This window comes from Pseudomonadota bacterium, assembly GCA_013285445.1.
GTDB lineage: Bacteria > Pseudomonadota > Gammaproteobacteria > Xanthomonadales > Wenzhouxiangellaceae > Wenzhouxiangella.
The window spans coordinates 1,930,612-1,955,465 of the sequence record CP053448.1 but is presented as its reverse complement, the minus strand read 5'-3'; the positions used below and the strand labels follow the sequence as shown (position 1 = coordinate 1,955,465).

Here is a 24,854-nt window from a genome sequence, read left to right as displayed (position 1 = left end):
GGAGTGTTCGGTTACACTTTTCACAGATTTCAGTCTCAAGGACGGACGGTTTGGACAATCTGCGCCTGATTCTCATTCTGATCGGATTGGTTGTCCTCGCTCTGATCGTGCTTTTTCACAAGCCTGCCGGCCAGACCCAGCGCAACCACGCCCGCTGGCGCCAGGCCGTGCGCCGGGAGCCCCACCTCGGTGAGGGCAAGACAGATTCCCGGGGCGGCGACGACGACCGTGCGGCTCACTGGCCCGATCAGTCTGAAACCGGCAGCGGTCAGGATCGTCACCATACGCGTCCGCCAGAGCTGGCCGGTGGCGCCACGGCGGAACCGCCGGACAAGATCGTCTACCTGTACATCTGCAGGCGCGGCGACAAACGCATCAGCGGCTCGGAACTGCTTGATGCGGCAATCAAGGCCGGTCTGAGCTTTGGCGAGATGAGCATCTTCCATCGTCGCCATGAAGGCGCGACCCAACCGGTCTTCAGCATGGCCAATCTGACTGCACCGGGGCACTTCAATCCAAGTCAGTGGAACCTGTTCGATACCCCGGGTGTAACCCTGTTTCTGACCCTGCCGGCACCCGTCACGGCGCTCGATGCCTGGGACGCCATGCTGGCTACGGCCCAGCGGATCAGCGGACTGCTCGACGCCGATGTGCTCGACGATGGAAAGTGCCTGCTTACGCGGCAGCGGATTGCCCAGATTCGCGAAGAGATGCGCGAATACGATCGACAGTCCGGCATGATCAAGACCGAATAACGATGTCATGAGTGCCGATTCGGGTGCGGTAGACAGGACAATCAAAGACCTGCGCGAGCAGATACGCGAACACAACTATCGCTACTACGTGCTCGACGACCCGGTCGTCTCCGATGCCGAGTATGACCGGCTGATGCGTCATCTCGAACGGCTCGAGTCGGAGCACCCGGAGCTCGTCACTCCTGATTCACCGACCCGGCGGGTCGGCGCAGCGCCGGCCGAGGGGTTCGAGACCGTGATCCACGACGTTCCGATGCTGTCGCTGGCCAACGCATTCGAACCCGACGAAGTGGCCGATTTCGACCGACGCCTCCGCGACCGGCTGGATATCGAGCAGGTCGAGTACAGCGCCGAGCCCAAGCTTGACGGGGTGGCCATTGCCCTGCGCTATGAGGGCGGCAGCCTGGCTCTGGCGGCAACCCGCGGCGATGGCCGCAGCGGAGAGAACGTCACCGCCAACGTGCGGACCATTGAGGCTGTGCCGCTGCGCCTGAGGGGGCAGAAGTTGCCGGAGCGGATGGAAGTGCGCGGCGAGGTGTTCATGACTCGCTCGGGTTTTCACGCGCTCAACCAGCGTCTGTCCGAAGCCGGGGAAAAGCCCTTCGTCAATCCCCGCAATGCGGCGTCGGGCAGCCTGCGTCAGCTCGATCCGGCCGTCACCGCGCGCCGTCCGCTGCGGTTTTTCTGCTATGGAGCGGCCACGCTTGAGGGTCTGCCGGCCCGTCACAGCGAGATTCTCGCCGCCTTGCGCGAATTCGGCCTGCCGGTCAGCCCCGACGCGCGCTGTGTCAGTGGCCTCGAGGGCATGCTCGGCTACTACCGCGACATGAGCCAGCGGCGAGACCAGCTTGACCATGATATCGACGGCGTGGTCTACAAGGTTGATGATCTCGATCAGCAGCGCGAGCTGGGCTGGGTCTCGCGCGCGCCGCGTTGGGCGCTGGCTCACAAGTTTCCGGCCCAGGAAGAAATTACCCGCCTGCTGGAGATCGATGTGCAGGTCGGCCGGACCGGCGCGCTGACACCGGTGGCGCGGCTCGAGCCGGTCTTTGTTGGCGGAGTGACTGTGACCAACGCCACCCTGCACAATGCCGACGAGATAAAGCGCAAGGATATCCGTCCCGGCGACTGGGTTGTCGTCCGGCGTGCCGGCGATGTCATCCCCGAGATCGTCCGCGCAGTCCCCGAGCGGCGCGAGTCGGAACTGCCCCGGTGGCACATGCCGACCACCTGTCCGGCTTGTGGTTCGCGGGTCAGCCAGGTCGAGGGGGAAGCGGTTGTGCGATGCACCGGCGGGCTGGTCTGTCCGGCGCAGCGGCGTCGGGCGCTGGAACACTTTGCCGGTCGCCAGGCGATGGATATCGACGGTCTGGGAGAGCGCCTGGTCGCCCAGCTGGTCGAGCAGGATCTGGTCCACAGCCCGGCGGATCTGTACCGGCTGGACAAGTCGACCCTGATGTCGCTCGACCGCATGGGCGAGAAGTCAGCCGAGAATCTGCTCAAGGCAATTGACGAGAGCAGGGAAGTCAGCCTCGCAAGGCTGCTGTTCGCGCTCGGCATCCGCGAAATCGGCCAGGTCGGCGCGGGCAATCTTGCGCGTCACTTTGGCACGCTCGAACGGCTGGCCGAAGCCGATGTCGAAGCGCTTGAGGCAGTCCGGGATATTGGCCCGGTCATGGCCCGGCACGTATACGACTTCTTTCGCGAATCGCACAATCGGGAGGTCATCGAGCAGCTGCTGGCTGCCGGGGTGCGCTATCAGGCCGAAGCCGGCAGCGATCCGGCCGCCGCGCGACCGCTCAATGACCGGAGCTACGTGCTGACCGGCAGCCTCGAGTCCATGACGCGAGCGCAGGCCAGACAGGCGCTTGAGTCGCTCGGCGCACGCGTGACATCGACGGTCTCGGCCCGGACCACGGCCGTGATTGCCGGTGAGTCGCCGGGCTCCAAGCTCAAACGTGCCCGCGAGCTGGGCGTGAGAATCCTCGGTGAGACGGATTTGCAGGAACTGCTCGATCAGGGCCAATGACGCTCTGGATCAGTCTCCGCGGGCGCCGTCGCTCCCGCGCAGAGTTGTTCAGAGGCTCCCTAAGCGAATCTGCTGCAGGTCAATTCCTGTAGCGGCATGCGGCGTACACTGGGGTAACGCGAATGACAAAACGTGCGCTTCGCGGCGCGGGCGACGCGCCATGTTAAACCCGAACCCGGAAACGAGGTGAGCATCATGAGTGACGGCATCAAGGAAATCCTGGTACCGGTCGATGGCTCGGAGAACGCCGTCCGAGCAGCCCGGTTTGGCGCCGATCTGGCCGAACAGACAGGGGCCGGGCTGCGCTTTTTCTACGTCTTTCCTGCGGCCTCTGTCGAGGTGATCGGAATGGTGGGCATGTCGCGCGAAGACATCGACCAGGCCGCTCAGGCCGCCGCCCAGCGCGCCTTCGACAGCATTCACGAGGCGCTTGGTGATGGTTTTCCCGCCGATGCCGAGGAAGAGACCTCCATCGGTGACCCTGCCGAGGAAATCATCCGCTACACCGAGGATGATCCCGGGGTGATGGTCGTCATCGGTCGCCGCGGCCTGTCGACGGTGCGCAGTCTGCTGCTCGGCAGCGTCAGTGACAAGGTGAGTCGCCACGCCCGTAGCCCGATCTTGCTGATTACCTGACGGCCGAACCGTGCCGACAAGAAAAGGCCCGAGCGCCGGAACGCTAGGGCCCTGATTTTCTTGGCTCCCCGGGTCGGATTCGAACCAACGACCTAGTGATTAACAGCAGCAAATTATGGTGGTACATAACCCATTGTACCTGATGAACTTTTCACCTTGAAACGTAATGGTTTCATATACTTGCGGGCTATCACTGCATGAAGGCAAGTGACAATAGATGCCACAATATGCTAACCTGTACTGGTACAAAACAGGGACAATTCCCCGACGAGGTGCCAAGTGACAGTGTTATCAGATGCCGCCATCCGCAAGCTGGAGCCGCCCGAGAGAGGGCAGCGAATTATTTACGATGACCACAAGGATGCACCGCCCGGATTCGGAATCCGCGCCCTGCCATCGGGCACCGTCGCTTTCATTCTGAGATACCAGGCCGGCGGCACTGATCGCCGCCTGACAATCGGCAGATACCCGACCTGGACGCTGGCCGCTGCCCGCAAGAGAGCGGTTGAGTACAAGCGCAAGATCGACGGCGGGGCGGACATTGTTCTCGAACGCAAGGTCAGGCGCGAGGCTCCGACCGTGGCTGACGCTGCCGAGCAATTCTGTCGGGAGCACTACGACAAGCTGGCAAGCGGCAAGGCTGCCCGATCCCGGCTGCGCCGCTACTTTTTATCGGAGGTCGGCGCTGCGAAGGTGAAAGACGTCAAGCGGGCCGAAGTCCGGCGCATCATCCGCGACGTGGCGGAGACGAAGGGCAGGGAGGCAGGGCTACTACTGGCCAACATAAAGGTTTTCTTCGGCTGGTGCGAAGATGAGGAGCTGATCGACTCGAACCCGGTCGCGACGCTGAGGCCGGCGAAGATCAGCCCGGAAATGAAGCCCCGGAGCCGCACCCGCGTTCTGGACGATGATGAAATCCGGGCATTCTGGGAGTCCGTCGAATCAGTCGGAATGCACCGGCTAACCGCGCTGGCCTTGAAACTGGTGCTGGTGACAGGGCAACGCCCCGGCGAGGTGGTCGGCATGTGCTGGTCAGAGATCAAGAGCGGCGTCTGGACGATCCCGGGCAGCCGCAGAGGCAAGACCGATACCGAGCATCATGTACCGCTGACGAAAATCGCGCTGGCGATCCTTGAGGATGCAAGGGCCGAGGTCGAGCGGCTGAGCAAGCGCCGCAAGACAAGGCCCGGCGACATCGTTTTCGAAACCCGGCCAGGTCAGGCGCTGAGGCCGGATGCTGTATCCAAGGCCGTCGGCAAGTACCGCGAAGCGCTGGGCAGCAAGGATAGCCCCGATTGGGGCTGCTGGACGGCTCACGATCTGCGCCGCACCATGCGGACGGGGCTGGCCGCTGCTGGCGTCCCTGTGATGGTGGCCGAGATCGCCATCGGGCACGCGAAGAAGGGGATCATCGGCGTCTATGACGCCCACCACTACCAGCGCGAGATCAGGACGGCGCTGGAGGCCTGGGAGCGCCGCCTAAACCGCATTGTTGAGGGCAAACCTGCTGACGATAACGTCGCGACATTCACAAGGGAGCGGCTGGCATGACTGACATTGCGGAGATCACGGCCGCCTGGCGATTCGAGCGCAGCGGCGACCCCGAGGCGCTGATCCGCTATCTCAAGGACGGCGGCAGGGTAACAACTGATCACATGCGGCAAGCCCTGATCCGGGCGCTGCGCGGGGACAAGCCGCGCCTGAATCGCAACTGGAAGCGTGACGGCGAGATCGTGGAATCAATGCGATTCTTCACCCGCCGCTGCGGCCTGAGCGTCGAGGACGCCCGAGCGCACATTGCCGACGAGCTTGACCTTTCCGAAAGCCGCGTGAAACAGCTTTGGGAGTCCCGCAAAGGTTAGGATTTTTCAGAAAAGTGTAGCCTGACTTCACGCCCCACAGCGGCCAGCATGGCACCTATACATGACGACCAGGTGCCACAACATGCACGAGCTTCTATCGACTGAGCAGGTTGCCGAAATTCTCGGCGTCTCCGATCGCACCGTCATTCGCTGGCGGGCCGAGCGCATAGGCCCGCCCTGGTGCAAGATCGGCCGGCAAGTCCGCTATCGCCGCCAATCCCTGAATCGCTGGATCGCAGAAACCGAGCAGACGCCGGTGGCGGGAGTGGCTTGAAATGAGGCACCCTGAAATGAAAAGGCCCGCTGTGGGAGCGGGCCGGAAAAGCACACGGGCAAGCGGCGATTCCAGAAACAATCATACCACCCCCGCGCTTCGCAACGCATCCGCCCGAGCGCTCGAGCACGAGGTTTCGATCATCGTCATGGCGGCAGACCGGATGGCCGCCGGCTACGGACTCGCCTGGAGCGACTACGAGCGGCTTCACGCTGCGCACCAGCACGTTTTCCGCGTCCTGGCCGCCCTTCGCGGTGGGGAGGTGCTTACATGAGCAGCATCGAATCAGAAGCAAGGGCAATGCTCGCCAGCATTGATGATGCCCGCCGCGATGATTGGCGGCACGAGTTGCAGACCAACGACAAGGGCAAGCCGGAGGGTAGCGCGATCAACATCGCCACGGCGCTCGAGCTGGCGCCGGAACTGTCCGGAATCGTCGGCTTCGATGAGTTCCAGCAACAAACCCTGTTGACGAAAGCACCGCCCTGGCAGCGAGGCAGATTCGAGCGCCGGCCCTGGGCTGATGCGGACGACACCGAACTTCTGCTGTGGCTTCAGCAGAAGGGCTTGCCGTGTCGAGCGGTGACGACGGTAGCGGATACCGCCCGAATGGTGGCGCGGCGCCACGGCTTCGACCCGCTGGCCGATTGGCTAAACAGTCTCGAATGGGACGGCAGCCCGCGCCTTGAATCCTGGCTGACCGTTTACATGGGTGCCATGCCGACAAAGCTAAACCGAGCCATTGCCCGAGCGTTTCTTATCTCGGCAGTTGCACGAGCGCTTCGACCAGGGTGCCAAGCTGACCATGTTCTTTGTCTGGAAAGCCCGCAAGGTGTCGGCAAGACCGAAACTGTCCGCACCCTGGGCGGTGACTGGACACAGGAAAACCTGCCCGACATGCACAGCAAGGATGGCATAGCCGCATTGTCTGGAGCCTGGTTTGTCGAGCTGTCGGAGCTGGCCGCCATGTCGAGGTCCGAAGTCGAGGCGGTCAAGAGTTTTATCTCTCGCAAGGTGGACAAGTACCGGCCCGCCTATGGCCGCCATGTTGTCGAACAGCCGCGCCGCTGCATCTTCATCGCCACGACCAACGAAGGGCAATACCTTCGCGACCGAACCGGCAACCGCCGATTCTGGCCGGTCAAGTGCGGCGAGATCGACATCGAGGCACTGCGCGAAGATCGCGGCCAGCTATTCGCGGAAGCCGTCGCCTGTTTCAAGTCAGGCGAGCAATGGCACTTCACCGATCCCGAGATCATCCGCGCCGCCGAAGCCGAGCAGTTGGCCCGCGTCGAACATGACCCCTGGCTTTCAGATATTGCTGCCTTCGTCGCAGACAAGCCGCAGGTCACGACGGCCGAGCTATTGGACATGCTCCAAGTGCCCCGAGGCAAGGCATCGGCTCCACAGGCAAAACGCGTGGCCGGAATCATGCGCGAGCTGGGCTGGATCGACCGACCTGAAAAGACCGGCGGCCAGCGCGAAATCGTATGGAGGTTGAAGGGTGAGTGAGTCAAGCAAGGCAAGCAAATTTCCGCACCTTCTCTATACAGAACCTTCTCCCCGAAATGGTAGTGGGTTTTCCTTGACTTCCTTGACTTTAGGCAAGCAAGGCAAGCAACAAACGCAACTTTCCGAGTCAGGGCTTAATCGGCCCCTTCGGATCGGGGACAGCGTGAAGGCCGGAAACCTGGGTATCTGCACGGTGGTCGGGATGCGCCCTCACAACATGGTCGAAGTGCAAGCGCCCGGTGGTGGTCGGTGGGCTTGTGACTGGCGAGGGCTTCGGAGGGTGGGTAGATGAGCAAGTTCAAGCTTATTCAAGCCAGCAAGCTGTCGGAGCTGTGCAATCTGTGCCGTGAAGCTTGCCGTGGCCTTGACGTGGACCCGGACGCGCTAGTTGGCTTCATGATTGATGCCGATGACCCCGACTGGCAGACCCCGGAAGCCGCGCGGCGCATTGCCGAGCGAATGCACGATGGCTCCATCGTCTGGAATCCGGAACGATGAACGGACTAGGGGAAGTGTCCGAGGTGTCCGGAATTGGCGTGGTGAAGATGCCTCAAAAATGCACCTTTGAAAGCCCCTTTTTCCCGGCAAGTGATTGATTACCACTTTCTGCCACCCTGTAAACCCTTGTAACCCCTGTACTTATTGCCTTGCAGCGTGTATTCTGTCCCTGAAATGTACCACTTGAGCCGCCAATAATGACGCACGACAGCGCCCCGAAAGCCCCATCGAAGCCGAATTTCGGCGCAGGCATGACGCCCGGCCGGCTTCCCGGCGTTGATGGCCGGACATGGGCGGCGCGTCGATACCGCGAGATCGTGGAGCACATTTCGGCCGACACTGGCGGCGACATGCCCACGGCGAAGGCGGCCATTGTCTGCCGTGCTGCTGCACTGGCGACATGGTGTGAGCAGGCCGAGGCTGAATTCGTGCGCACTGGCGAGCTTGATACCGCCACCTTCACCACGGCGACGAACACCCTTCGCCGGCTGCTACTTGATATCGGCCTGGAGCGCGTTGCCCGCGACGTCACCCCGACGCTGGCCGAATACATCGAGGCGGCCAAGTGAGGTCGCGCGACAAGGGCGCGCGCGGCGAACTCGAACTGGCGCATTACCTGACAGACCACGGCCACCCGGCCCGACGCGGGCAACAGTATCGAGGCGGTAGTGATTCGCCTGATGTTGTCTGCCCGAGTCTGCGTGTTCACTGGGAATGCAAACGAGTCGAGCGCCTGAGACTGCCCGAGGCGATGGCACAGGCCATTGATGAGGCAGCGCCCGGCCAACTGCCTGTAGTAGCTCACAGACGCAATGGCGGCGACTGGCTTGCCATCCTTCGCCTTGATGACCTTCTGCCCCTTCTGGAGCGCCGCCCATGACCGACAAGCTGCAAAAGACCGTCCGGGCGATCGGGAACGCGCTTCATCGGCATGGAACCGTGACCGTGATCCTGGATGACGAGGGCAAGGCTCATATCCTGCCCGGCTTCGAGGTCGAAGTGCTCGGTGTCTACTCGCAGCCCTGCCCCCTGGAAAACATCAAGGCCGATCTAATGGAGGTCGCCAAATGATTGGTATCCCCGAAGAAGCGGTAGCCGATTCGAGTAAATGGATATTCGACGAGGCGGGCCGCGTTGGCGTCGTTTACTGCCCCAGCACATCCACCGTTGGCCTGTTCATGCCCATGTCGGGGCGCTGGTTCACGTATGGCCCGGTGACGTTCGACGAGGCCGTCGAGTTCATTCGCGATCAGGTGCCCGAACTTCTGCCGCCGGGTAACTTCGTCGAAGTATGGCGAGCGCGTATCGAGCAGGCAGGGGAAGCGCACCATTGAATATCCGCGATGCCATGACCAACCCCGACCTGTTCGGCGATCTGTTCGCCGGCGATAGTTGGCACGCGTGGCGGGCGCTGCTGGCCGGCTTCTACGGCCTATCCCTGACCGATGCCGAGCGGGAACCCTTCCAAGCCGTCACGGGCCGCGAGAGGCCGCCAGACAAGCCCAGCGATGAACTCTGGATGGCCATCGGCCGCCGTGGTGGCAAATCGCACATTGCCGCCCTGCTGGCCGTCTTCGAGGCCTGCTTCCGCGATCATTCCGAGAACTTGTCCCCGGGCGAAGTCGCAACCGTTTTTGTTGTGGCTGCCGACCGCCGGCAGGCGCGCGTTGTCATGCGCTATGTAGAGGGACTGATCGACGGCAATCCCATGCTGGCGCGCATGGTCACGAAGCGCACAACGGAAAGCGTCGAACTTTCGAACCGAACGGTTATCGAGGTCGGCACTTGCTCCATTCGCGCCCTTCGAGGCTATACGCTGGCCGCTGCGATTCTGGACGAAATCGCCTTCTGGTATTCGGATGGCGCGAAGCCCGATCGTGAGGTCGTCGCATCCATCCGGCCGGCGCTGGCAACCCTTGGCGGCCCACTGATCGCGCTGTCGAGTCCCTATGCGCGCCGAGGCATGCTGTGGGACCAGTACCGAAGGTATTACGGCAAAACGGGACGCGTTCTGGTCGCCAAAGCGCCGTCCCGAACGATGAACCCAACCCTATCCGCGCAAATCGTCAATGACGCGCTTGCAGACGATCCCGCGGCCGCCGGCGCCGAGTACCTGGCCGAGTTCAGAAAGGACGTGGAAGAGTTCGCGAGCCTCGAAGTCATACAGGCCTGCATCGAGCCGGGCTGTCGTGAACGGCCCAAGGTCGCAGATGTTCGCTATACCGCCTTCGTCGATCCGTCTGGCGGTTCGAGTGATTCGTTTACCCTCGCCATCGCCCATCGCGAACGCGAGCGAGTCTTTCTGGACACGGTGCGAGAGGTTCGCCCGCCTTTTTCGCCGGAGTCGGTGGTCTCGGAGTTCGTGCAACTGTTGCGGCATTACCGCTGTCGGCACGTGATCGGCGACCGCTACGCCGGCGAATGGCCGCGCGAGCAATTCCGAAAGCGCGGGATCGGCTACAAGGTTTCAGAGCGTACGCGCTCCGAACTCTACTGCGACCTGCTGCCACTGCTGAACAGTCAGACGGTCGAGCTATTGGACAATGAGCGGCTGGTTTCGCAACTGAACCAGCTAGAGCGCCGCACCAGTCGGGCCGGCCGCGACAGCATCGACCACGGCCCCGGCGGTCATGACGATTTGATCAACGCCGCTGCCGGTGCCGTTGTGCATTGTGGCGTGCTCGAAAAGAAGCTGGTTTTCCCGAATGTCGGTTCCCTAATGTGAGGTAATCCCCATGAGTGAGAAAGAAAAGGACAACCCCGAACTGCAAGGCCTGGTCGAAAAGCGCGATCAGCTATTGGCCGAGGTCAAGAAACTGAAAGCCCGCGTCACCGAGCTTGAAGGCGAGCGCGACACAGCAAACGAGCGCGCCGACAGGGCCGAAGCCGAAGTGCAGCGCATCACCGTCGACAACCCGGTTGATGATCTGCTGAAAGACGTTTTCACCGTGCCGACCGACCAGGCCAGAAAACTGCTGGACGGCCAGTTCAAGTTCGAGCGCGGCGAAGATGGCATTGCCCTGTTCGACGCCGAAGGCGAGCGCGTGGCCGGATTCGATGCCGACGAAGTCAAAGAGGCACTGCAAGCTGCCGGCTACTCGAAAACGATTTTGTTGGGAAGCCGCGCCAGCGGATCGGGCGGCACCACGGAAACGCAGTCGGCAAAAAGCGAACCCGCGCCGCGTGCGCGAAGTTACGGATTGCGCTAAACTGTACGGGCATACAGTGCTGGCTGAGCCGCTGCTGTTCGCCCCTTCCCGGCGCTGAGCGCCACACGGAAAGGCCAGAGGCCAAACCCGTCAATTTTCCCGATTGATAGGAGGTGCCATCATGGCCGTTACCCGCCTTACTGACATTGTGAAGCCGGAAGAATTTACCGGCTACATCGTCGAAAACACCGCGCAAGCGTCCGCGTTCGTCGAATCTAGCGTTGCCAGCCGCAATGCCGTTATCGAACAGCAACTCCGCGCTGGCTCCGAATCGTTCACCATCCCCGTCTGGCTGGATCTGGGCGACGATGAAGCCGACATCGTGACCGATGTTGCCGGCACCACGTCGACGCCGGAAAAGCTGGAATCGGCTAAGCAGAAGGTCCGCAAATCGTTTCTGCACCAGAGCTGGTCTGCGATGAACCTGGCGTCCGAACTGTCCGGCTCCGACGCCATCGACCGCATTCAGGCACGCGCCGCAGCCTATTGGACGCGCCAGCTACAGAAGCGACTGATTGCGAGCCTGAGCGGTATCCTGGCCGATAACGAGTCGAACGACGGCGGCGACCTGATTCACGATGCCGGCGCCGCATTCAGCGCCGAAGCCGTCATCGAGGCTGCTGGAACGTTGGGCGATTCCATGCGCGACCTGACCGCGATCGCGATGCACTCGGACATTTACAAGGTCGCGCTCAAAAACGACCTGATCGACAGCGAACGCGAGTCGGACGGTTCGTTCATTCAGGTATTCCGAGGCCTTCGCGTGATCGTTGACGACGGCCTGCCGGTCGTCAGCGGTAGCCCGCCCGAATACACGACCGTGCTATTCGGTCCCGGTGCTGTGGGCTGGGGGCTGACCGAGCCGCGTATTGCGCCCGGCACGGAAGTCGAGAACGCTCCGAGCGCCGGCAATGGTGGTGGTCAGCAGACCTTACACAGCCGCGTTAATCTGGCCGTGCACCCGGCGGGCTTCAACTGGGTCGAGGATACGGTTTCGAGCGAAAGCCCGAGCCTTGCAGAGCTTGAGAACGGCTCGAACTGGGATCGGGTCTTCGAGCGCAAGAACATCCCGCTGGCCTTCCTGAAAACGAATTGATTGGTTCACTCCGCCAGTCACCCCCCGGTCAGTGGCCGGGGGTTTTTATTGGCTACTACCTTGGGCGGAAGTATGAGCGGGAAAACAAGGGGCATGGCGGCGACCGCGCAAGTGGTCAAAGTGACCACATGAAAACCGCCCAACGCATCGCCGCAGAGCATGGCACCACGGATACAGTCTTATCCAATCACCCAATCATCGTAAGCCCTGGATAACTTTTTATCCGCGATGGCCTCGATCATGAGTTCACGCGCGGCCTGACTGGTGCGCTTACCCTTGCCCTTGTCGGTGCCGACCTTGTCGGGCAATCGAGCCTGGAGCCATTCACGCGCCACCGTGGCCGCATTGTCGGGATCATGCCCGAGCTTGATGGTCAGCATGGCGACTAAAATAGTATCCGCGCTAATCGTGGTGCGCTGGTCGCCTAGCTTGATATGCATTCGAATCTGATCCATGACCCGCCCCTGGTGCGATAGTGGATAAAATAGTATCACACTCAAGGGTAATGGATAACTATTTATCCAGGGCTGCATTCGGGGTTGTACCTGCTACTGGTACAAAACAGGGACAATCATGAAAAAGGCCTTGCAGGGCGAACCGTGCAAGGCCTTGATTTTCTTGGCTCCCCGGGTCGGATTCGAACCAACGACCTAGTGATTAACAGTCACCCGCTCTAACCAGCTGAGCTACCGGGGAATTGGAAGCCGCTTATTGTGGCCGGGCTTTGCCTGTCCGTCAAGGGCCTGCGGGCCATTTTTCAGACCGCGGCCGGATCCTCCGGGTCGATGGAACCATCGTGGAAAACGACCCGGTTGCGGCCGGCACGCTTGGCCGCATACAGAGCAGCGTCGGCGCGCCGGATCAATTCCCTGGCCAGGGTATGGGCACCTTCGGTTTGCTCGCTGGCTGTGGCAATACCGACAGAGATGGTAATGTGAATGCCGGATTGCCCGTCCGGCGCCGTAAGCTGGAGTTCAGAAACCGACTGGCGCAGCGCCTCGGCAACGCGCCGGGCGCCGGACTCGCCGGTGTTGGGCAGAACCAGCAGGAACTCTTCGCCACCGTAGCGACCGAGCGCATCGACTTCCCGTACCCGAGTTTGCATGGCACTGGCAACTTGCTCAAGGATCCGGTCGCCGAACAGATGGCCATGCGCGTCGTTGAATTCCTTGAACCGGTCGAGGTCGATCATCGCCACGCTGAGCTCGCTGCCGTTGCGGGCGGACCGGGCCGCCTCGATCTGGAGCCTTCGCAGCACCGCTTCACGGCGCAGCAGGCCGGTCAGCTCCTCATAGGTCGCATCCTGGAACAGCCTCAGATTCTCGAGGCTTGCGGCGATCTGGTGGGAAAACAGATCGAGTAGCTCGAGTTCCTCGCGAAGGTAAAGTTCTCCGCTACGCTTGGTTGACAGGCACAGGATGCCTATCATCCGCCGCTGAAAATACAGCGGCACCAGGGCTTCGGCGCCCATGGCGGCCAAAGCCCTGGCGGCTTCGGGCTGATGCTTGCCCAGTCGGCTGACAGTGATCGTCTTGCGCAGCCTTGCCAGCCCCCGAAACGCCCCGGACTGAGTATCGAGCAGCCCGGTCAGACGTGCTCGGTGCGTCTCGGCAGAATCGGGGCAGATCGCCGAATGAACGGCGCGGGTCGTGGCATCGATCGCGACGACCGCCGACCAGTCCACGTGGAGCGCGCTGCGCGTATCAGAGGCCAGTCGCCGGGTCAGTGCCTCCAGACTGTTTTCCTGGGACAAGGCGCCTGCGATTTCGATCAGACGCTTGCGCAATGCGCTTCGCTCAGGGAACAGGCCCTTTTCCACGGCCTGCTCGATACCGTGTCTGAGCGGGCGAAACAGCGCACCGATCATCAGAGCGCCGGCCGTGATGACCCAGTGCGCCAGGTCGCTGCCAACCTGCTCGCTGAGCCAGGGCAGGGCAGCCGTGAGCAGCGCGTAGAGCAGCACGATCAGCAGCACGGTGACCGTGCCGTAGACCAGACTCCGGCGGACAAACGACTCGACGTCGAACAAGCCGTAGCGAAAAATGGCCACGAACACCGCTGCCGGGAAGAACAGCAGCACGATGTTTTCTATCGGCTCGGTCCAGGCCTGGTCGAGCACGGCCCAGCCTGACCAGAATGTAGTCAGCAGCACATACACCACCCACGGCGTCAGGCCCACCAGCACCAGCAGCGTCTGATTTCTTTCACGAGCGCTGCCGGCGCGCGCCAGCTGTCGGACCAGGACGAGAGTGACCAGCGTGGCCCAGCCAACCATCATGACGTCTTCGGCAGCACCGAGACGGTTGATCTCAGGGTCAGGAAACAGGAGCAGTTCGCTTACGGCCAGCCACAACAGCACGGCGCTGGCAGCCGCGCCGGCAACATAGTAGAGAATGACCAGCCGGGGATGGCGCTTGAGCAGGGGCAGTCTCGATGGGATCAGGCTGACCATGTGCAGTTCGAGCGAAAACTGGATGCCAGTGGTGAGCATCCAGAAAAACAGCGTGCCGTAGGCTGCTGCCGCTCCGAATGTCCGAGTGCCCGGCAGGGCAAGCTCAATGGCAATGATGCCGACAAAAATGGCCAGCAGGCGCGCACGCATGTCCTTGTGCTGGTGACTGGCGGCGAGCAGGGCCAGACCAAGATAGGCGGCCACCAGGACGATTTGCCCCAGCAGGCGATTGATGTCCGCGCTGACGCCCGGCGTGAGCGTCAGCCGTAGGACTTCACCGGCTCGCTCGACTTCCAGGCTGAGTGCTTCACCGTCCTTGCCGTGCTGGTCCAGTACCCGATTGAGTTCAACCAGAGTCGGTACCGGCTGGCCCTCGATGGCGAGCAGACGATCGCCGCCCGCGAGCCCGGCGGCTTGTGCGGGAAGGTCCGGTTCCACGGCCTCGATGATGACGGCGTTGTCCTGTTCCGACAGGAAAACGCCCATACGCATGCTGCTGAAATTGACTTCGTCGATGACCGACAGCGTCAGCAAGACACCGCAGATCGCCACCAGCACTGCGGCGAGAGAGCGGAGCTGGACCGATGCTGCCCGGCCCGGTGAGGCAACCGATTGCATGTCAGGGCCACTCACCGGCTGCGCCAGATCGTGTGTGCGGAGTTTTCATCAGACTGAGTGTAGCGGACTTGACTCAGGTCATAGACGTTTATTCCGTTGTCCGTGCACAGCTTGTGACAGAGTTCACCTCGGTTTCCCGGCGCCGTACTGCACGACCCGGTTTCGGCCCTGTTCCTTTGCCTTGTAGAGGGCCTGGTCGGCCTGTCGGACCAGTTCGGTGTAGGTTTCCGCGTGACTCGAGTCGCTGATCCCGAAACTGGCGGTAATGCGCAGATCAGACGCCGTCCCGGACAGGTCGACTGCCTCGATCGCCTGACGAATCCGTTCACAGATCCGGGCCGCGCGAGCGCTGTGACAGTCTGGAAACGTCAGCGTGAATTCTTCACCGCCCCAGCGTGCCGCCTGGTCGCCTTGACGAATATGATCGCGCAGCACGTTGGCCACGATGCGCATGACTTCATCGCCGACCGTGTGGTCAAAACGATCATTGACTTGCTTGAAGTGATCCAGATCCATCACCACCACGCACAGCGTCTTGCCGCTTTTTCGAGTCCGGTCAAAGGCATCAGCCAGCCACTCGTCGAAGGCGCGTCGGTTGGCCAGCCCGGTCAGTTCGTCAACGCGCGCCTGCCGCTCGAAAGCCTGTGCCTGATGCTTGAGCTCCCGGGTTTTCTCGTTGACCTGATCGTGAAGCAGCTGGGCACGACGCTGCAGCTGGCGCATGCGCAACTGAATCAACACAGCCAGCATCACAAGCCCGGCCAGCGCCACGCCGATCCAGAACCAGGGCTGCTGCCAGGGCAGGGGGGCAATCGAGAACCGGATACTGGCCTCGGAATCATTCCAGCTGCCCGACGGGTAGGCTGCCGATACATGAAAGGTATAGGTTCCGGGACCCAGGTTGGTGTATTCGGCAATGCTCTGCGAGCCGCGAAAGATCCAGTCGTCGTCAAATCCGTCCAGTCGGGTCCGGTACTGGATACGCTGTGGCATCACGAACCCGAGGCCAGCGTACCCGATCGCGATCCGGGAGGTCCCCGGCTGCAGTTCAAAACCACGCGCCACGGGCGGAATGCTGCGACCATCGACCTCAATGCGCTCGATACTGACCGGCAGCGCGCTGTCCTCGTAACGCGTCAGGAAATCGGGATCAACGGCGGCTACACCGGCCGCGGTAGCGATCCAGATTCTGCCGGCATGCCAGGCGGCCGCCGGACCGGCGCCTCCGTTGGCCTGGGCGCTGACCATGCCATCACCTTCGGCATAGAGCTCGTAGTCAACGGCATCGGCACGCCCGTCAGCAACGGCGTGAGCGTTTTCGCGGTCGATGCGCAGAATGCCGCGATTGCTTGTCAGCCACATCCCGCCGCGCTGGTCCTGTACTGCCTGGAACAGCTTGTCGATGGGCAACCCGGCGGCCCGCCCGACCATGGTCATATCACCACTTGCCGGAAAAAAACGGATCAGTCCGCGATCCGTGGCCAGCCACAGGCTGCCGCGCTGGGGATCGGTATGGATGCCGTAGACGTACATTGCCTCGTCGAGATGGAGCAGGGAGATCGCCTCGAAGCGTTCACCCTGGCTCCCTGCCAGACCGAAACCCGTGCCCACCCAGACGCGACCCTCACTATCCTCATGCAGAGCGATGATGAAATTCCCGGGCAATCCGTCCTCGGGTGTGAACACCCGCATTCCGCCATCGTCCATTCTGACCAGCCCCCCGGCCGTGCCGATCCAGATGCGTTCGCGGCTGTCTTGGATCATGATGCGTATGTCATTGGACGGCAGCCCGGAACCGCGGTCATAGACGGCCAGCAGGCGGCCGTCCCGCCAGCGCAGTACGCCATCTGAATGCGTGCCGATCAGCACATCGCCATTGGCCAGTTCGGCCAGGCTCAGCGTCGAGAGGGTCAGCGCCGAGCCATCAATGGTTACCGGCTCGATCCGACCGTCAAACAGACGGCTGACGCCCTCGCTGGTGCCGATCCACAGGCTGCCGTCGGAGTGTGGCATGACGACGCGAACAAAATCGCCCGCCAAACCCTGACTGCGGGTGTAAGTTACGAACGGCGCCTCACGCAGGCGAAACAGCCCGCCGTTGGTGCCAACCCACAGGCTGCCTTCGAAGTCCTCGTGGAGGGCCAGAACACGATTGTTCGGGAGCCCATCGGCCGTGCCCAGGCGACTGATACGGCCGTCGGCGGCGATGCGAAACAGGCCATGGGCGACGGTGCCGACCCAGATGGCTCCGCCCTGGTCCCGCAGCAAGGTGCTGATCGCCATGTCCTGGAACGCAAGGTCCAGCGGCTGGAACGATCTGGCCTCGGCCTGTCGCTGGTACAGGCCGTTTTCGGTACCAACCAGCATGTCGCTACCGGACCCATGAAGGATGCTGAGAACCGGTACAGGCGGCAGGCCGTGCTCGGCATCGAACAGGACGCTCTCCTTTCCGCTGGCCCGGAGCAGGCCGCGCGAAGTTGCGACCCAGACGCGTCCGTCTGCATCAGGAGCAATCCAGTAAGCGCTGGCATCAGGCAACAACCGGGTTTCCTCGATCGTCTCCAGGTCGGGACCAAGCCGTCGACGCAGGACCCCGCCGCCTTGGGTGGCCAGCCAGAGTTGGTCATGCCGATCCATTCTGGCATGTGTGATCATGGCCTGGCCGTGCGCGCGTTGGAGCGGAAGCCACTGCTGTCCGTCCGTGATCACGACACCACCGCGTGCGCCCGCAACCACCAGTTGCCCTTGGCCGTCAAGGCTTAGCGACAGGACACCGGAGTCCGGCAGGCCCGTTTCGGGACTGCGCTCATAGATCCGGAAGCGGTGACCGTTGAACCGGGCCACTCCTTCCCAGGTCGCCAGCCACAGGTACCCGTCGGGTGTCTGCGCTATCGCATTGACGGTGTTGTGCGGTATGCCCTCACGCGTCGTCCAGGTTTGACGGTGAAGCTCGGCCAGGGGCGAGTCATCGATATCGGCGCTGGCTGGTACCGCCAGCGTCAGCACAAACAGGGCGGTTGTCAGGTAGACAACATGGCATCGATGGACGGCCGCTGCGGCGAAAAAGATCAACGTGGACAAGCGCCCGAAGCTCCCCGGCTCTTGTGATGATTGTGTTCATTATCGGCACTGCATGGCGCGAGAACAATACCGGCACCTGTTCAATCCCGCTTGCCGCGGCGCATTTGCACGAAAAACGTGAATCAGACAACGATCGCGTATACAATTTACGGTTTGCCCGCCAGACGTTACTCGAACTGGCAAAAGGGCGTGATGGCGAGTCGACGATCGCTGGTCGCGCTGGTAATCCACGACCGCTTTTTTTCTTTACGCTTTATTTTCGCAAGGAGTTCGCATGCAGCGCACACTGTCGATCATCAAGCCTGATGCAGTTGCCCGGAATGTCATCGGCGAGATCTACACACGGTTCGAGCGCGCCGGCCTGAAGATCGTGGCCGCCCGGATGAAGTACCTCACGCGCCAGGAGGCCGAGGGGTTTTACGCGGTACACCGGGAGCGCCCGTTCTTTGCCGACCTGGTGGAGTTCATGACTTCGGGGCCGGTCATGGTCCAGGTTCTCGAGGGCGAAGATGCCGTCGCTCGCAACCGCGAACTGATGGGGGCAACCGATCCGCGCCAGGCCGCCCCCGGTACGATCCGGGCCGACTATGCCACCAGCATTGACGCCAACGCAGTACACGGGTCCGATGCCGACGAGACGGCGCGCCAGGAAATCGCCTTCTTTTTCGGTGAAGATGAGATATACTCACGCTGATTCGCAGATCATTGATGCAAATGCCCGCTGGGCCTGACAAAAAGTGCAACCTGCTGGGTCTCGACCGGTCGGGACTGGAGCGCTTTTTTGTCGATATTGGCGAAAAACCCTTCCGCGCGCGTCAGCTGCTGCAGTGGATACACCAGCGCGGCGCCACATGCTTTTCTGAAATGACCGATCTTTCGCTGGCCCTGCGTGCTCGGCTGGCCGAGGTGGCCGTGATTACGCCGCCAGTCATTCAGCACGAGCAGCGATCCGCCGATGGCACGATCAAGTGGCTGATGACGCTCGCCGGCGGCAACGCCGTGGAAACGGTTTTCATTCCCGAGCCTGGCCGCGGCACCCTGTGCATATCATCGCAGATCGGCTGCATGCTCAACTGCACCTTCTGTTCGACGGCCACACAGGGGTTCAGCCGTAACCTGACCGCCGACGAGATCATCGGTCAGGTCTGGCTGGCGGTGCAGGCGCTCGCGCATGACGCCGACGACGCTCGGCGTATCACCAACGTGGTATTCATGGGCATGGGCGAGCCGATGCTCAATCTGCCGGCGGTACGTCCCGCCCTGTCGCTGCTGCGCGACGATCTCGCATATGGTCTGGCGGCAAGGCGGGTGACGATCTCGACGGCAGGGGTCGTGCCGGGGATCGACGAGATGGCAAGCGGAGAGGAGTTCGCGCTGGCCGTGTCGCTCCATGCAGCCGACAACGAATTGCGCAGCCGACTGGTGCCGCTCAACCGCAAGTACCCGGTGGAGGAGCTGATCAGCGCATGTCAGCGATTCGTCCGCGCCCGCAGCCGCCGCTCAATCACGTTCGAGTACACCATGATCGATGGCGTCAATGACCAGCCAGAGCATGCGCGCGAACTCGTGCGGCGCTTGAGCTGTCTGCCGTGCAAGATCAATCTGATACCGTTCAACCCGTTTCCCGGTACCCCGTTCCGGGCCTCGGACGATTCAGCCATCGAACGATTCCAGTCCACGACCCGCGCCGCCGGGCTGATCACGACGGTGCGGAAAACGCGCGGCGACGACATCGACGCGGCTTGCGGGCAGCTGGTGGGCAGGCTGCTCTCACCGAGCCAGCGCAGGCTCCTGGTCCAGCAGCAGCTGGCGCGCCAGGCGGTGGCATCGTGATCCGGGCGCTGCTGCTTGCCGCCGCCGCGCTGGCCGTGCTCGCTGCGTGCGCGACGACTACTCCACAGCCCGGCCAGTCCGGCAAGACCGGAATGGATCGGGTCAGTCCGGTAAGGGCAGCCGAGGTCAACACCCGGCTGGGTATCGGCTACCTGGAGCGCAATGAACTGGAGCTGGCCATCAATAAGCTGCAGCGCGCACTGGAATTCGATCCGGCCCATACCCCGGCCCGGGTCACCCTGGCCTTGATCTATGAACAGCTCGATCGTGACCGTCAGGCGCATGAACATCTGAAGCAGGCGATTCAGCAGGCGCCTGACGATGGCGGTACGCTGAACACATACGCGGCTTTCCTGTGCCGGCAGGGTGATTACCAGCAAGCCGACGAATACTACCAGCGGGCACTCGAAGACCCGTTCTACCGTACGCCTGAGGTCGCGTTGGCCAATGCCGGTGTCTGCGCCCGCAACGCGGGACGCCCCGAGGAGGCCCGATCATATCTGCGCCGCGCGCTGGAGCAGAATCCCGAATACCCCCAGGCGCTCTTCGAGCTGGCGCAGCTGTATCTGGAAGAGGGTGATGCGCTGCGCGCACGCGCCTTCCTGCAGCGCTACGAGGTCGTTGCCGGCGATGCGCCCGACGCCCTGCTGCTCGGCTACCGCATCGAGAGCCGTCTGGGCAATGCCGTTCAGGCCGACCGATACTTCAAGCGTCTGGAAGCCGGTTTCCCCGACTCTTCACAGGCGCGTGAACTCAGACAACAACCCAGCAACCATGATTGAAAACAGCCCAACCAGCGATTCAGAACCGGCAGGGCAACCGGACGCCTACGCAAGAATCGGTGCCTGCCTGAAGGAACAACGCACTCGACTCGGCCTGAGCAGGGCCGATGTCGGCCAGCGCCTTCATCTGGCCGGCATGATCATTGACGATATCGAAAAGGGGCACGTCAAGGATCTGCCTGCACTGTACCGGCATGGATACATCCGCAACTACGCCAGGCTGCTTGAATTGGACGCCGATGCGCTTCTGGCCGAGGTGCGCGACGATCAGCCGCCGATGCTGCGCCGGGTACTGCCCCCGCCAGATGCGGGCTATCACTTCGACAAATACTTGAAGATTGCGACCTATGTACTTGTAAGTACAATGATTATTCCGCCGCTTCTGTATTTTTCCGTAGCGGGGGGCGCGCGCATTTTCGAGCGCGACAGTCAGGAGATCGAGGTCGTCGAGACATCGCCCGAGGCGCCCGATGAGGCCGGACAGCCGAGTGAGGTATCCGTCGGCAGCACTGAACAGAGCACATCCCGGTCCACACGCGGTCACGTCACGGCGTCGGCCCTGCCGCTCAGCGCAATGAGACCGGTACGTACCCAGTCACAGACCGGGGAGCCCGCGCCCTCGCTTGCTGCCGCGGCGATGGAGTCGTCAGCGCCGGGTAAGCAATTACCGTTGCTGGCCATCGAGCTGGTCGATGACAGCTGGATCGAAATCTACGATGGCGATGGTGAGCGTCTCGAATATGACCTGTTGCGCGAAGGCCAGCAGCGTGAATATCAGGGTCAGCCTCCGTTTCGGCTTCTGCTTGGCCGCGCAAACGCTGTGCGACTGGCACTGGACGATGTTCCTGTTGTCTGGGAAGGGCAGGACCGAGGCGACGTGACCGAGCTGGAAGTCATGGAAAACGGCGAGGTCAGGTAGGCAAGTTGCCGAGACTGGCGTTCTGGCCCGCCGCTGGCGGGCCTTCTGTTGTGGAACCTGCAATGCAAGCAATCCGTTCGATCCGCGGCATGCACGACATCCTACCCGCCGAGACGCCGCTTTGGCACTGGCTCGAATCGCAGGTCAGTCGCGTGCTGGCCGCTTACGATTTTCGCGAAATCCGCACACCGACCCTGGAAAAGGCGGAGTTGTTCACGCGCGCCATCGGGCAGGGCACCGATGTTGTCGAAAAGGAGATGTACGCGTTCCAGGATCGCAACGGCGAGATGCTGAGCCTGCGTCCGGAAGGCACAGCCGGCGTGGTGCGTGCGGTGGTCGAACATGGGCTGCTGCAGTCGCCCGGCCTCAGGGTCTGGTATCAGGGCCCGATGTTCCGCCACGAACGCCCGCAGCGCGGGCGGCAGCGCCAGTTCCATCAGTTTGGCGCTGAAGTGTTCGGTCTGGCCGATCCATCGGTCGACGCCGAGCTGATTGCCATCGGTGAGCGGCTCTGGCGCGCGCTCGGCATTGATGAGCGGGTCCGGCTGGAAGTCAATACGCTGGGAGATCGGGACGATCGAGAGCGCTATCGCCAGGTGCTTGTCGACTGGCTGTCCCCGCAGCGCGAACGGCTTGATGACGACAGCCGTCGTCGGCTCCAGACCAATCCACTCCGGATTTTCGACAGCAAACATCCGGAAACGCAGGCCATCATGAGCGAGGCGCCGCGTCTGATCGACAGTGTCGGCGACGCGGCACGCGACCATTTCGACCAGGTTTGCCAGCTGCTCGATGCACTGGAGGTCGACTATACGGTCAATCCCGCGCTGGTGCGCGGTCTCGACTACTACTGTCGCAGCGTTTTCGAGTGGGTCACCGACGACCTCGGCGCCCAGGGCACGATTTGTGCCGGCGGACGCTACGACGACCTGGTCGCCATCCAGGGCGGGAAACCGACACCGGGAATCGGCTTTGCCATGGGTGCCGAACGCCTGCTTGGCTTACTGCAAGCCAACGGCGTCGAGCGTTGTCAGAATCCACACGTGTTTCTTGTCTCCGGCATACAGGCAGCGCAGTCTCTGGCCGTGGCCGAGCGCCTGCGCGATGCGCTGCCCTGGCTGCGCCTGGCGGCCGCGCCGGCCGGCACCAGCTTCAGGGCTCAGTTCAAACGTGCTGATCGCAGCGGGGCACGACTGGCGATCGTGCTCGGTGAGGGCGAGTTCGCCGATGGCCAGGCAGCGATCAAGGATCTTCGGGGTGACGATGCCCAGCTGACCGTATCCATCGACGCACTGGCCGGTGCGCTCGAGCAGGCGCTGGACGACGACGGCCGGTGCTGAATGCGATCTACATTCGTGCCGGGTTAATAATGCCTTCAGGCCGGTCCGCAGCTTAAACGGTGCATACGCCCCGGCAGTATTCGTTATCATAGCCGCCTTGCAGTGCCAACCACGGAAGAGGTAGCCACGACATGGCTGTTGAGCTTTACGACGAACATGAACAGGGCGAGCGCGTCCGTCAATGGATCAAGGAATACAGTTCGGCGATCATTGTCGGCCTGATTCTGGCTTTTGCCGGTATCTTCGGCTTCCGCCAGTGGCAGGACCACAGGGCCGGCCAGCAGGTGCTGGCGGCGGAGTACTACCAGATCATCCAGAGCGAGCTCGACACCCAGGGTCTTGAAGCGGCAGCCCAGCAGTATCAGGCGATGGTTGAAGCGGCCGGATCGGCCGCCTACACGGGGCTGGCTGCGCTGCACCTGGCCGCCGCACATGTCGAGAACGATCAGCTCGAGGCAGCGGCCAAACTGTACCGGGAGGTCCGCGACAACCAGCGTCTGAAGGCGCTGCACCCGGTGGCCACCCTGCGACTGGCGCGCGTGCTCGAAGCCCAGGGTGACATCGAGGCCGCGCTGGCGCTGCTTGACGGGGCTGCACCGAGCGGGTTTGGTTCAGCCTGGGCCGAAACCCGGGGTGACCTGCTGTTCGAGCGTGGACGAGTCGACGAGGCGCGGCAGGCCTGGGAGGCGGCGCTGGCTGAACCAGGCACGGGTGGCAACCGCCGCCTGCTGGAGGTCAAGATCGACGCGGCCGCTGCGACCGGCAGCCGGGCCGACGCTTCGTGAGCTCACTGACCCGAATCACGGCGCTGGCCGCGGCACTGATGCTGGCCGGTTGCCAGACCATCGGCGGCTGGTTCTCCTCAACAGACGAGTCACTGGCGCCGGCTGAATTGGCCGATATCGAGCAGACCGTTCCGGTCAGACAGCTCTGGTCGACCAATACCGGACGCGGGTTGAGCCGCAGCCAGCCGAATCTGCGGCCTTACCATGACGGACAGCACGTCTGGGTTGCAGACCATCGTGGACAGATCACCGCGGTTAACGCCGCAAGCGGCGCCACCGAGCGCCAGTTCGAGACTGATCTGATGATTTCGGCGGGTCCGGCGGTGTACGACGGATTATTGCTGGTGGGCACCTTCGACGGCGAGCTCGTGGCCATGAATGCCGAATCCGGCGCGATCCGGTGGCGCGTGCAGCTGTCCTCGGAAGTGCTGTCCTATCCGCTGCTGCACGATGGCGTGATCGTGGTGCGCTGCATCGATGGTCGGGTGTTCGGTCTGGATCGCAGCGACGGTGCCCGACTGTGGATCTACGACCGTGGCGTGCCGTTGCTGACCCTGCGCGGCAACAGTGACCCGCTCGCCCGTGCCGGTCAGGTATTCGTTGGCTACGATGACGGCACCGTGGTCGGGCTGCGCGTCGCCGACGGTTCGGTGGTATGGGAGCAGGCGATCAGCACTGGCGAGGGCCGCACCGAACTGGAGCGTCTGGCCGATATCGACGGTCCGATGGTGATTGTCGGCAACGAGCTCTATGTGGTGACCTACCATGGCCGCCTGGCCAGTCTGGCGCTCGAGTCAGGCCGCATTCTCTGGGTCAGCGATGTTGCTTCGTCACGCGGTGTCAGTCTCCGGCGCACCCAGCTCGCGGTCAGCGGCAGCGACGGCTCGGTGCTGACGGTGGATCGTCGCAACGGCAGCACGGTGTGGCGCGACGACAGTCTGCTGCGGCGGGGTCTGACCCGACCGGTCTTCTACGGCAGCCTGCTTGTGGTCGCGGATGCCGAGGGCTATCTCCACTTCTACGATGGCGACACCGGCCGTTTCGTTGCCCGCCAGCGTGCCGGGAAGTCACCGCCCGCCGCCGCGCCCCTTGTCGTCGACAACGTGGTCTATCTTCTGGATTCCGAGGGGCGTCTGAGCGCCTGGCGCGCAGGCGCTTCAGGCTAGCCAGCGC

At 62.6% G+C, this 24,854-nt stretch carries 26 protein-coding genes and 1 tRNA gene; 22 read left to right on the top strand and 5 right to left on the bottom strand.

From position 1 onward, the window contains the following. Positions 1–50: 50 nt before the first annotated feature. From zipA to HND55_08860, 7 genes are all read left to right on the top strand, one after another. A complete protein-coding gene (gene zipA, locus HND55_08890; protein QKK02753.1) occupies positions 51–755 on the top strand; it encodes a cell division protein ZipA in 705 nt (234 codons plus the stop codon). Positions 756–762: 7 nt separating this feature from the next. Further along, positions 763–2,784, top strand: a complete 2,022-nt coding sequence (gene ligA / locus HND55_08885; protein ID QKK02752.1) for an NAD-dependent DNA ligase LigA — start codon at positions 763–765, stop codon at positions 2,782–2,784. Positions 2,785–2,979: 195 nt separating this feature from the next. Further along, positions 2,980–3,420, top strand: coding sequence for a universal stress protein (locus HND55_08880; protein QKK02751.1), 441 nt, complete (start codon positions 2,980–2,982; stop codon positions 3,418–3,420). Positions 3,421–3,699: 279 nt separating this feature from the next. Next, entirely contained in the window at positions 3,700–4,971 is a 1,272-nt protein-coding gene (locus HND55_08875; protein ID QKK02750.1) for a tyrosine-type recombinase/integrase, read from the top strand. Next, positions 4,968–5,282 carry a hypothetical protein gene (locus HND55_08870; GenBank protein ID QKK02749.1) on the top strand — a complete coding sequence of 105 codons (315 nt, stop codon included), beginning with the start codon at positions 4,968–4,970 and terminating at the stop codon, positions 5,280–5,282. The genes HND55_08875 and HND55_08870 overlap by 4 nt, the downstream gene beginning before the upstream one ends. 82 nt (positions 5,283–5,364) lie before the next feature. Then, positions 5,365–5,556, top strand: coding sequence for a helix-turn-helix domain-containing protein (locus tag HND55_08865; protein QKK02748.1), 192 nt, complete (start codon positions 5,365–5,367; stop codon positions 5,554–5,556). A 16-nt stretch (positions 5,557–5,572) separates the two neighbouring features. Then, positions 5,573–5,830 (top strand): hypothetical protein, encoded by a 258-nt coding sequence (locus tag HND55_08860; protein QKK02747.1) that lies wholly within the window; start codon positions 5,573–5,575, stop codon positions 5,828–5,830. An 11-nt stretch (positions 5,831–5,841) separates the two neighbouring features. On the opposite strand, the gene HND55_08855 is transcribed toward HND55_08860, so the two are convergent. Continuing rightward, positions 5,842–6,183, bottom strand: coding sequence for a hypothetical protein (locus HND55_08855; protein ID QKK02746.1), 342 nt, complete (start codon positions 6,181–6,183; stop codon positions 5,842–5,844). Between HND55_08855 and HND55_08850 the strand changes: the two genes are divergently transcribed. The 8 genes from HND55_08850 to HND55_08815 all read left to right on the top strand — a co-directional run bounded on the left by HND55_08850 (position 6,166) and on the right by HND55_08815 (position 11,871). Continuing rightward, positions 6,166–7,068, top strand: coding sequence for a virulence-associated E family protein (locus HND55_08850; GenBank protein ID QKK02745.1), 903 nt, complete (start codon positions 6,166–6,168; stop codon positions 7,066–7,068). The genes HND55_08855 and HND55_08850 overlap by 18 nt on opposite strands. A 288-nt stretch (positions 7,069–7,356) precedes the next feature. Continuing rightward, entirely contained in the window at positions 7,357–7,566 is a 210-nt protein-coding gene (locus HND55_08845) for a hypothetical protein (GenBank protein ID QKK02744.1), read from the top strand. A 197-nt stretch (positions 7,567–7,763) separates the two neighbouring features. Continuing rightward, a complete protein-coding gene (locus tag HND55_08840) occupies positions 7,764–8,135 on the top strand; it encodes a hypothetical protein (GenBank protein QKK02743.1) in 372 nt (123 codons plus the stop codon). Positions 8,136–8,442: 307 nt separating this feature from the next. Beyond that, positions 8,443–8,637, top strand: coding sequence for a hypothetical protein (locus tag HND55_08835; protein QKK02742.1), 195 nt, complete (start codon positions 8,443–8,445; stop codon positions 8,635–8,637). Beyond that, positions 8,634–8,900 (top strand): hypothetical protein, encoded by a 267-nt coding sequence (locus HND55_08830; protein QKK02741.1) that lies wholly within the window; start codon positions 8,634–8,636, stop codon positions 8,898–8,900. Before HND55_08835 ends, HND55_08830 begins: the two co-directional genes overlap by 4 nt. After that, complete coding sequence (locus HND55_08825; GenBank protein ID QKK02740.1) at positions 8,897–10,291, top strand: hypothetical protein; 1,395 nt, start codon at positions 8,897–8,899, stop codon at positions 10,289–10,291. Before HND55_08830 ends, HND55_08825 begins: the two co-directional genes overlap by 4 nt. A gap of 10 nt (positions 10,292–10,301) precedes the next feature. Next, entirely contained in the window at positions 10,302–10,775 is a 474-nt protein-coding gene (locus HND55_08820; protein QKK02739.1) for a hypothetical protein, read from the top strand. 121 nt (positions 10,776–10,896) lie between these two features. Further along, positions 10,897–11,871, top strand: coding sequence for a hypothetical protein (locus tag HND55_08815; GenBank protein QKK02738.1), 975 nt, complete (start codon positions 10,897–10,899; stop codon positions 11,869–11,871). A gap of 179 nt (positions 11,872–12,050) precedes the next feature. Here the strand turns inward: HND55_08815 and HND55_08810 are convergent, their stop codons facing one another. From HND55_08810 to HND55_08795, 4 genes are all read right to left on the bottom strand, one after another. Next, entirely contained in the window at positions 12,051–12,326 is a 276-nt protein-coding gene (locus tag HND55_08810) for a hypothetical protein (protein ID QKK02737.1), read from the bottom strand. A gap of 164 nt (positions 12,327–12,490) precedes the next feature. Next, positions 12,491–12,567: transfer RNA gene (locus HND55_08805), tRNA-Asn, on the bottom strand. Positions 12,568–12,628: 61 nt separating this feature from the next. After that, a complete protein-coding gene (locus HND55_08800) occupies positions 12,629–14,941 on the bottom strand; it encodes a diguanylate cyclase (GenBank protein QKK02736.1) in 2,313 nt (770 codons plus the stop codon). A gap of 123 nt (positions 14,942–15,064) precedes the next feature. Next, a complete protein-coding gene (locus HND55_08795; GenBank protein ID QKK02735.1) occupies positions 15,065–18,022 on the bottom strand; it encodes a diguanylate cyclase in 2,958 nt (985 codons plus the stop codon). Between the two features lie 274 nt (positions 18,023–18,296). Here HND55_08795 and ndk point away from each other — a divergent pair, with 274 nt between their 5' ends. The 7 genes from ndk (at position 18,297) to bamB (ending at position 24,847) form a co-directional block, all read left to right on the top strand. Then, positions 18,297–18,716, top strand: a complete 420-nt coding sequence (ndk, locus tag HND55_08790; GenBank protein QKK02734.1) for a nucleoside-diphosphate kinase — start codon at positions 18,297–18,299, stop codon at positions 18,714–18,716. A gap of 14 nt (positions 18,717–18,730) precedes the next feature. Then, the gene (gene rlmN / locus HND55_08785) at positions 18,731–19,855 is read left to right on the top strand and encodes a 23S rRNA (adenine(2503)-C(2))-methyltransferase RlmN (protein QKK02733.1); all 1,125 of its coding nucleotides are present in this window, start codon (positions 18,731–18,733) and stop codon (positions 19,853–19,855) included. Beyond that, entirely contained in the window at positions 19,852–20,637 is a 786-nt protein-coding gene (pilW, locus tag HND55_08780) for a type IV pilus biogenesis/stability protein PilW (GenBank protein ID QKK02732.1), read from the top strand. The genes rlmN and pilW overlap by 4 nt, the downstream gene beginning before the upstream one ends. Then, the gene (locus HND55_08775; protein ID QKK02731.1) at positions 20,630–21,556 is read left to right on the top strand and encodes a DUF4115 domain-containing protein; all 927 of its coding nucleotides are present in this window, start codon (positions 20,630–20,632) and stop codon (positions 21,554–21,556) included. The genes pilW and HND55_08775 overlap by 8 nt, the downstream gene beginning before the upstream one ends. Positions 21,557–21,618: 62 nt before the next feature. Continuing rightward, a complete protein-coding gene (gene hisS, locus HND55_08770) occupies positions 21,619–22,896 on the top strand; it encodes a histidine--tRNA ligase (GenBank protein QKK02730.1) in 1,278 nt (425 codons plus the stop codon). Positions 22,897–23,027: 131 nt separating this feature from the next. Further along, positions 23,028–23,681, top strand: coding sequence for a tetratricopeptide repeat protein (locus HND55_08765; protein QKK02729.1), 654 nt, complete (start codon positions 23,028–23,030; stop codon positions 23,679–23,681). Then, positions 23,678–24,847, top strand: coding sequence for an outer membrane protein assembly factor BamB (bamB, locus tag HND55_08760; GenBank protein QKK02728.1), 1,170 nt, complete (start codon positions 23,678–23,680; stop codon positions 24,845–24,847). Before HND55_08765 ends, bamB begins: the two co-directional genes overlap by 4 nt. The last annotated feature ends 7 nt before the right edge of the window (positions 24,848–24,854 follow it).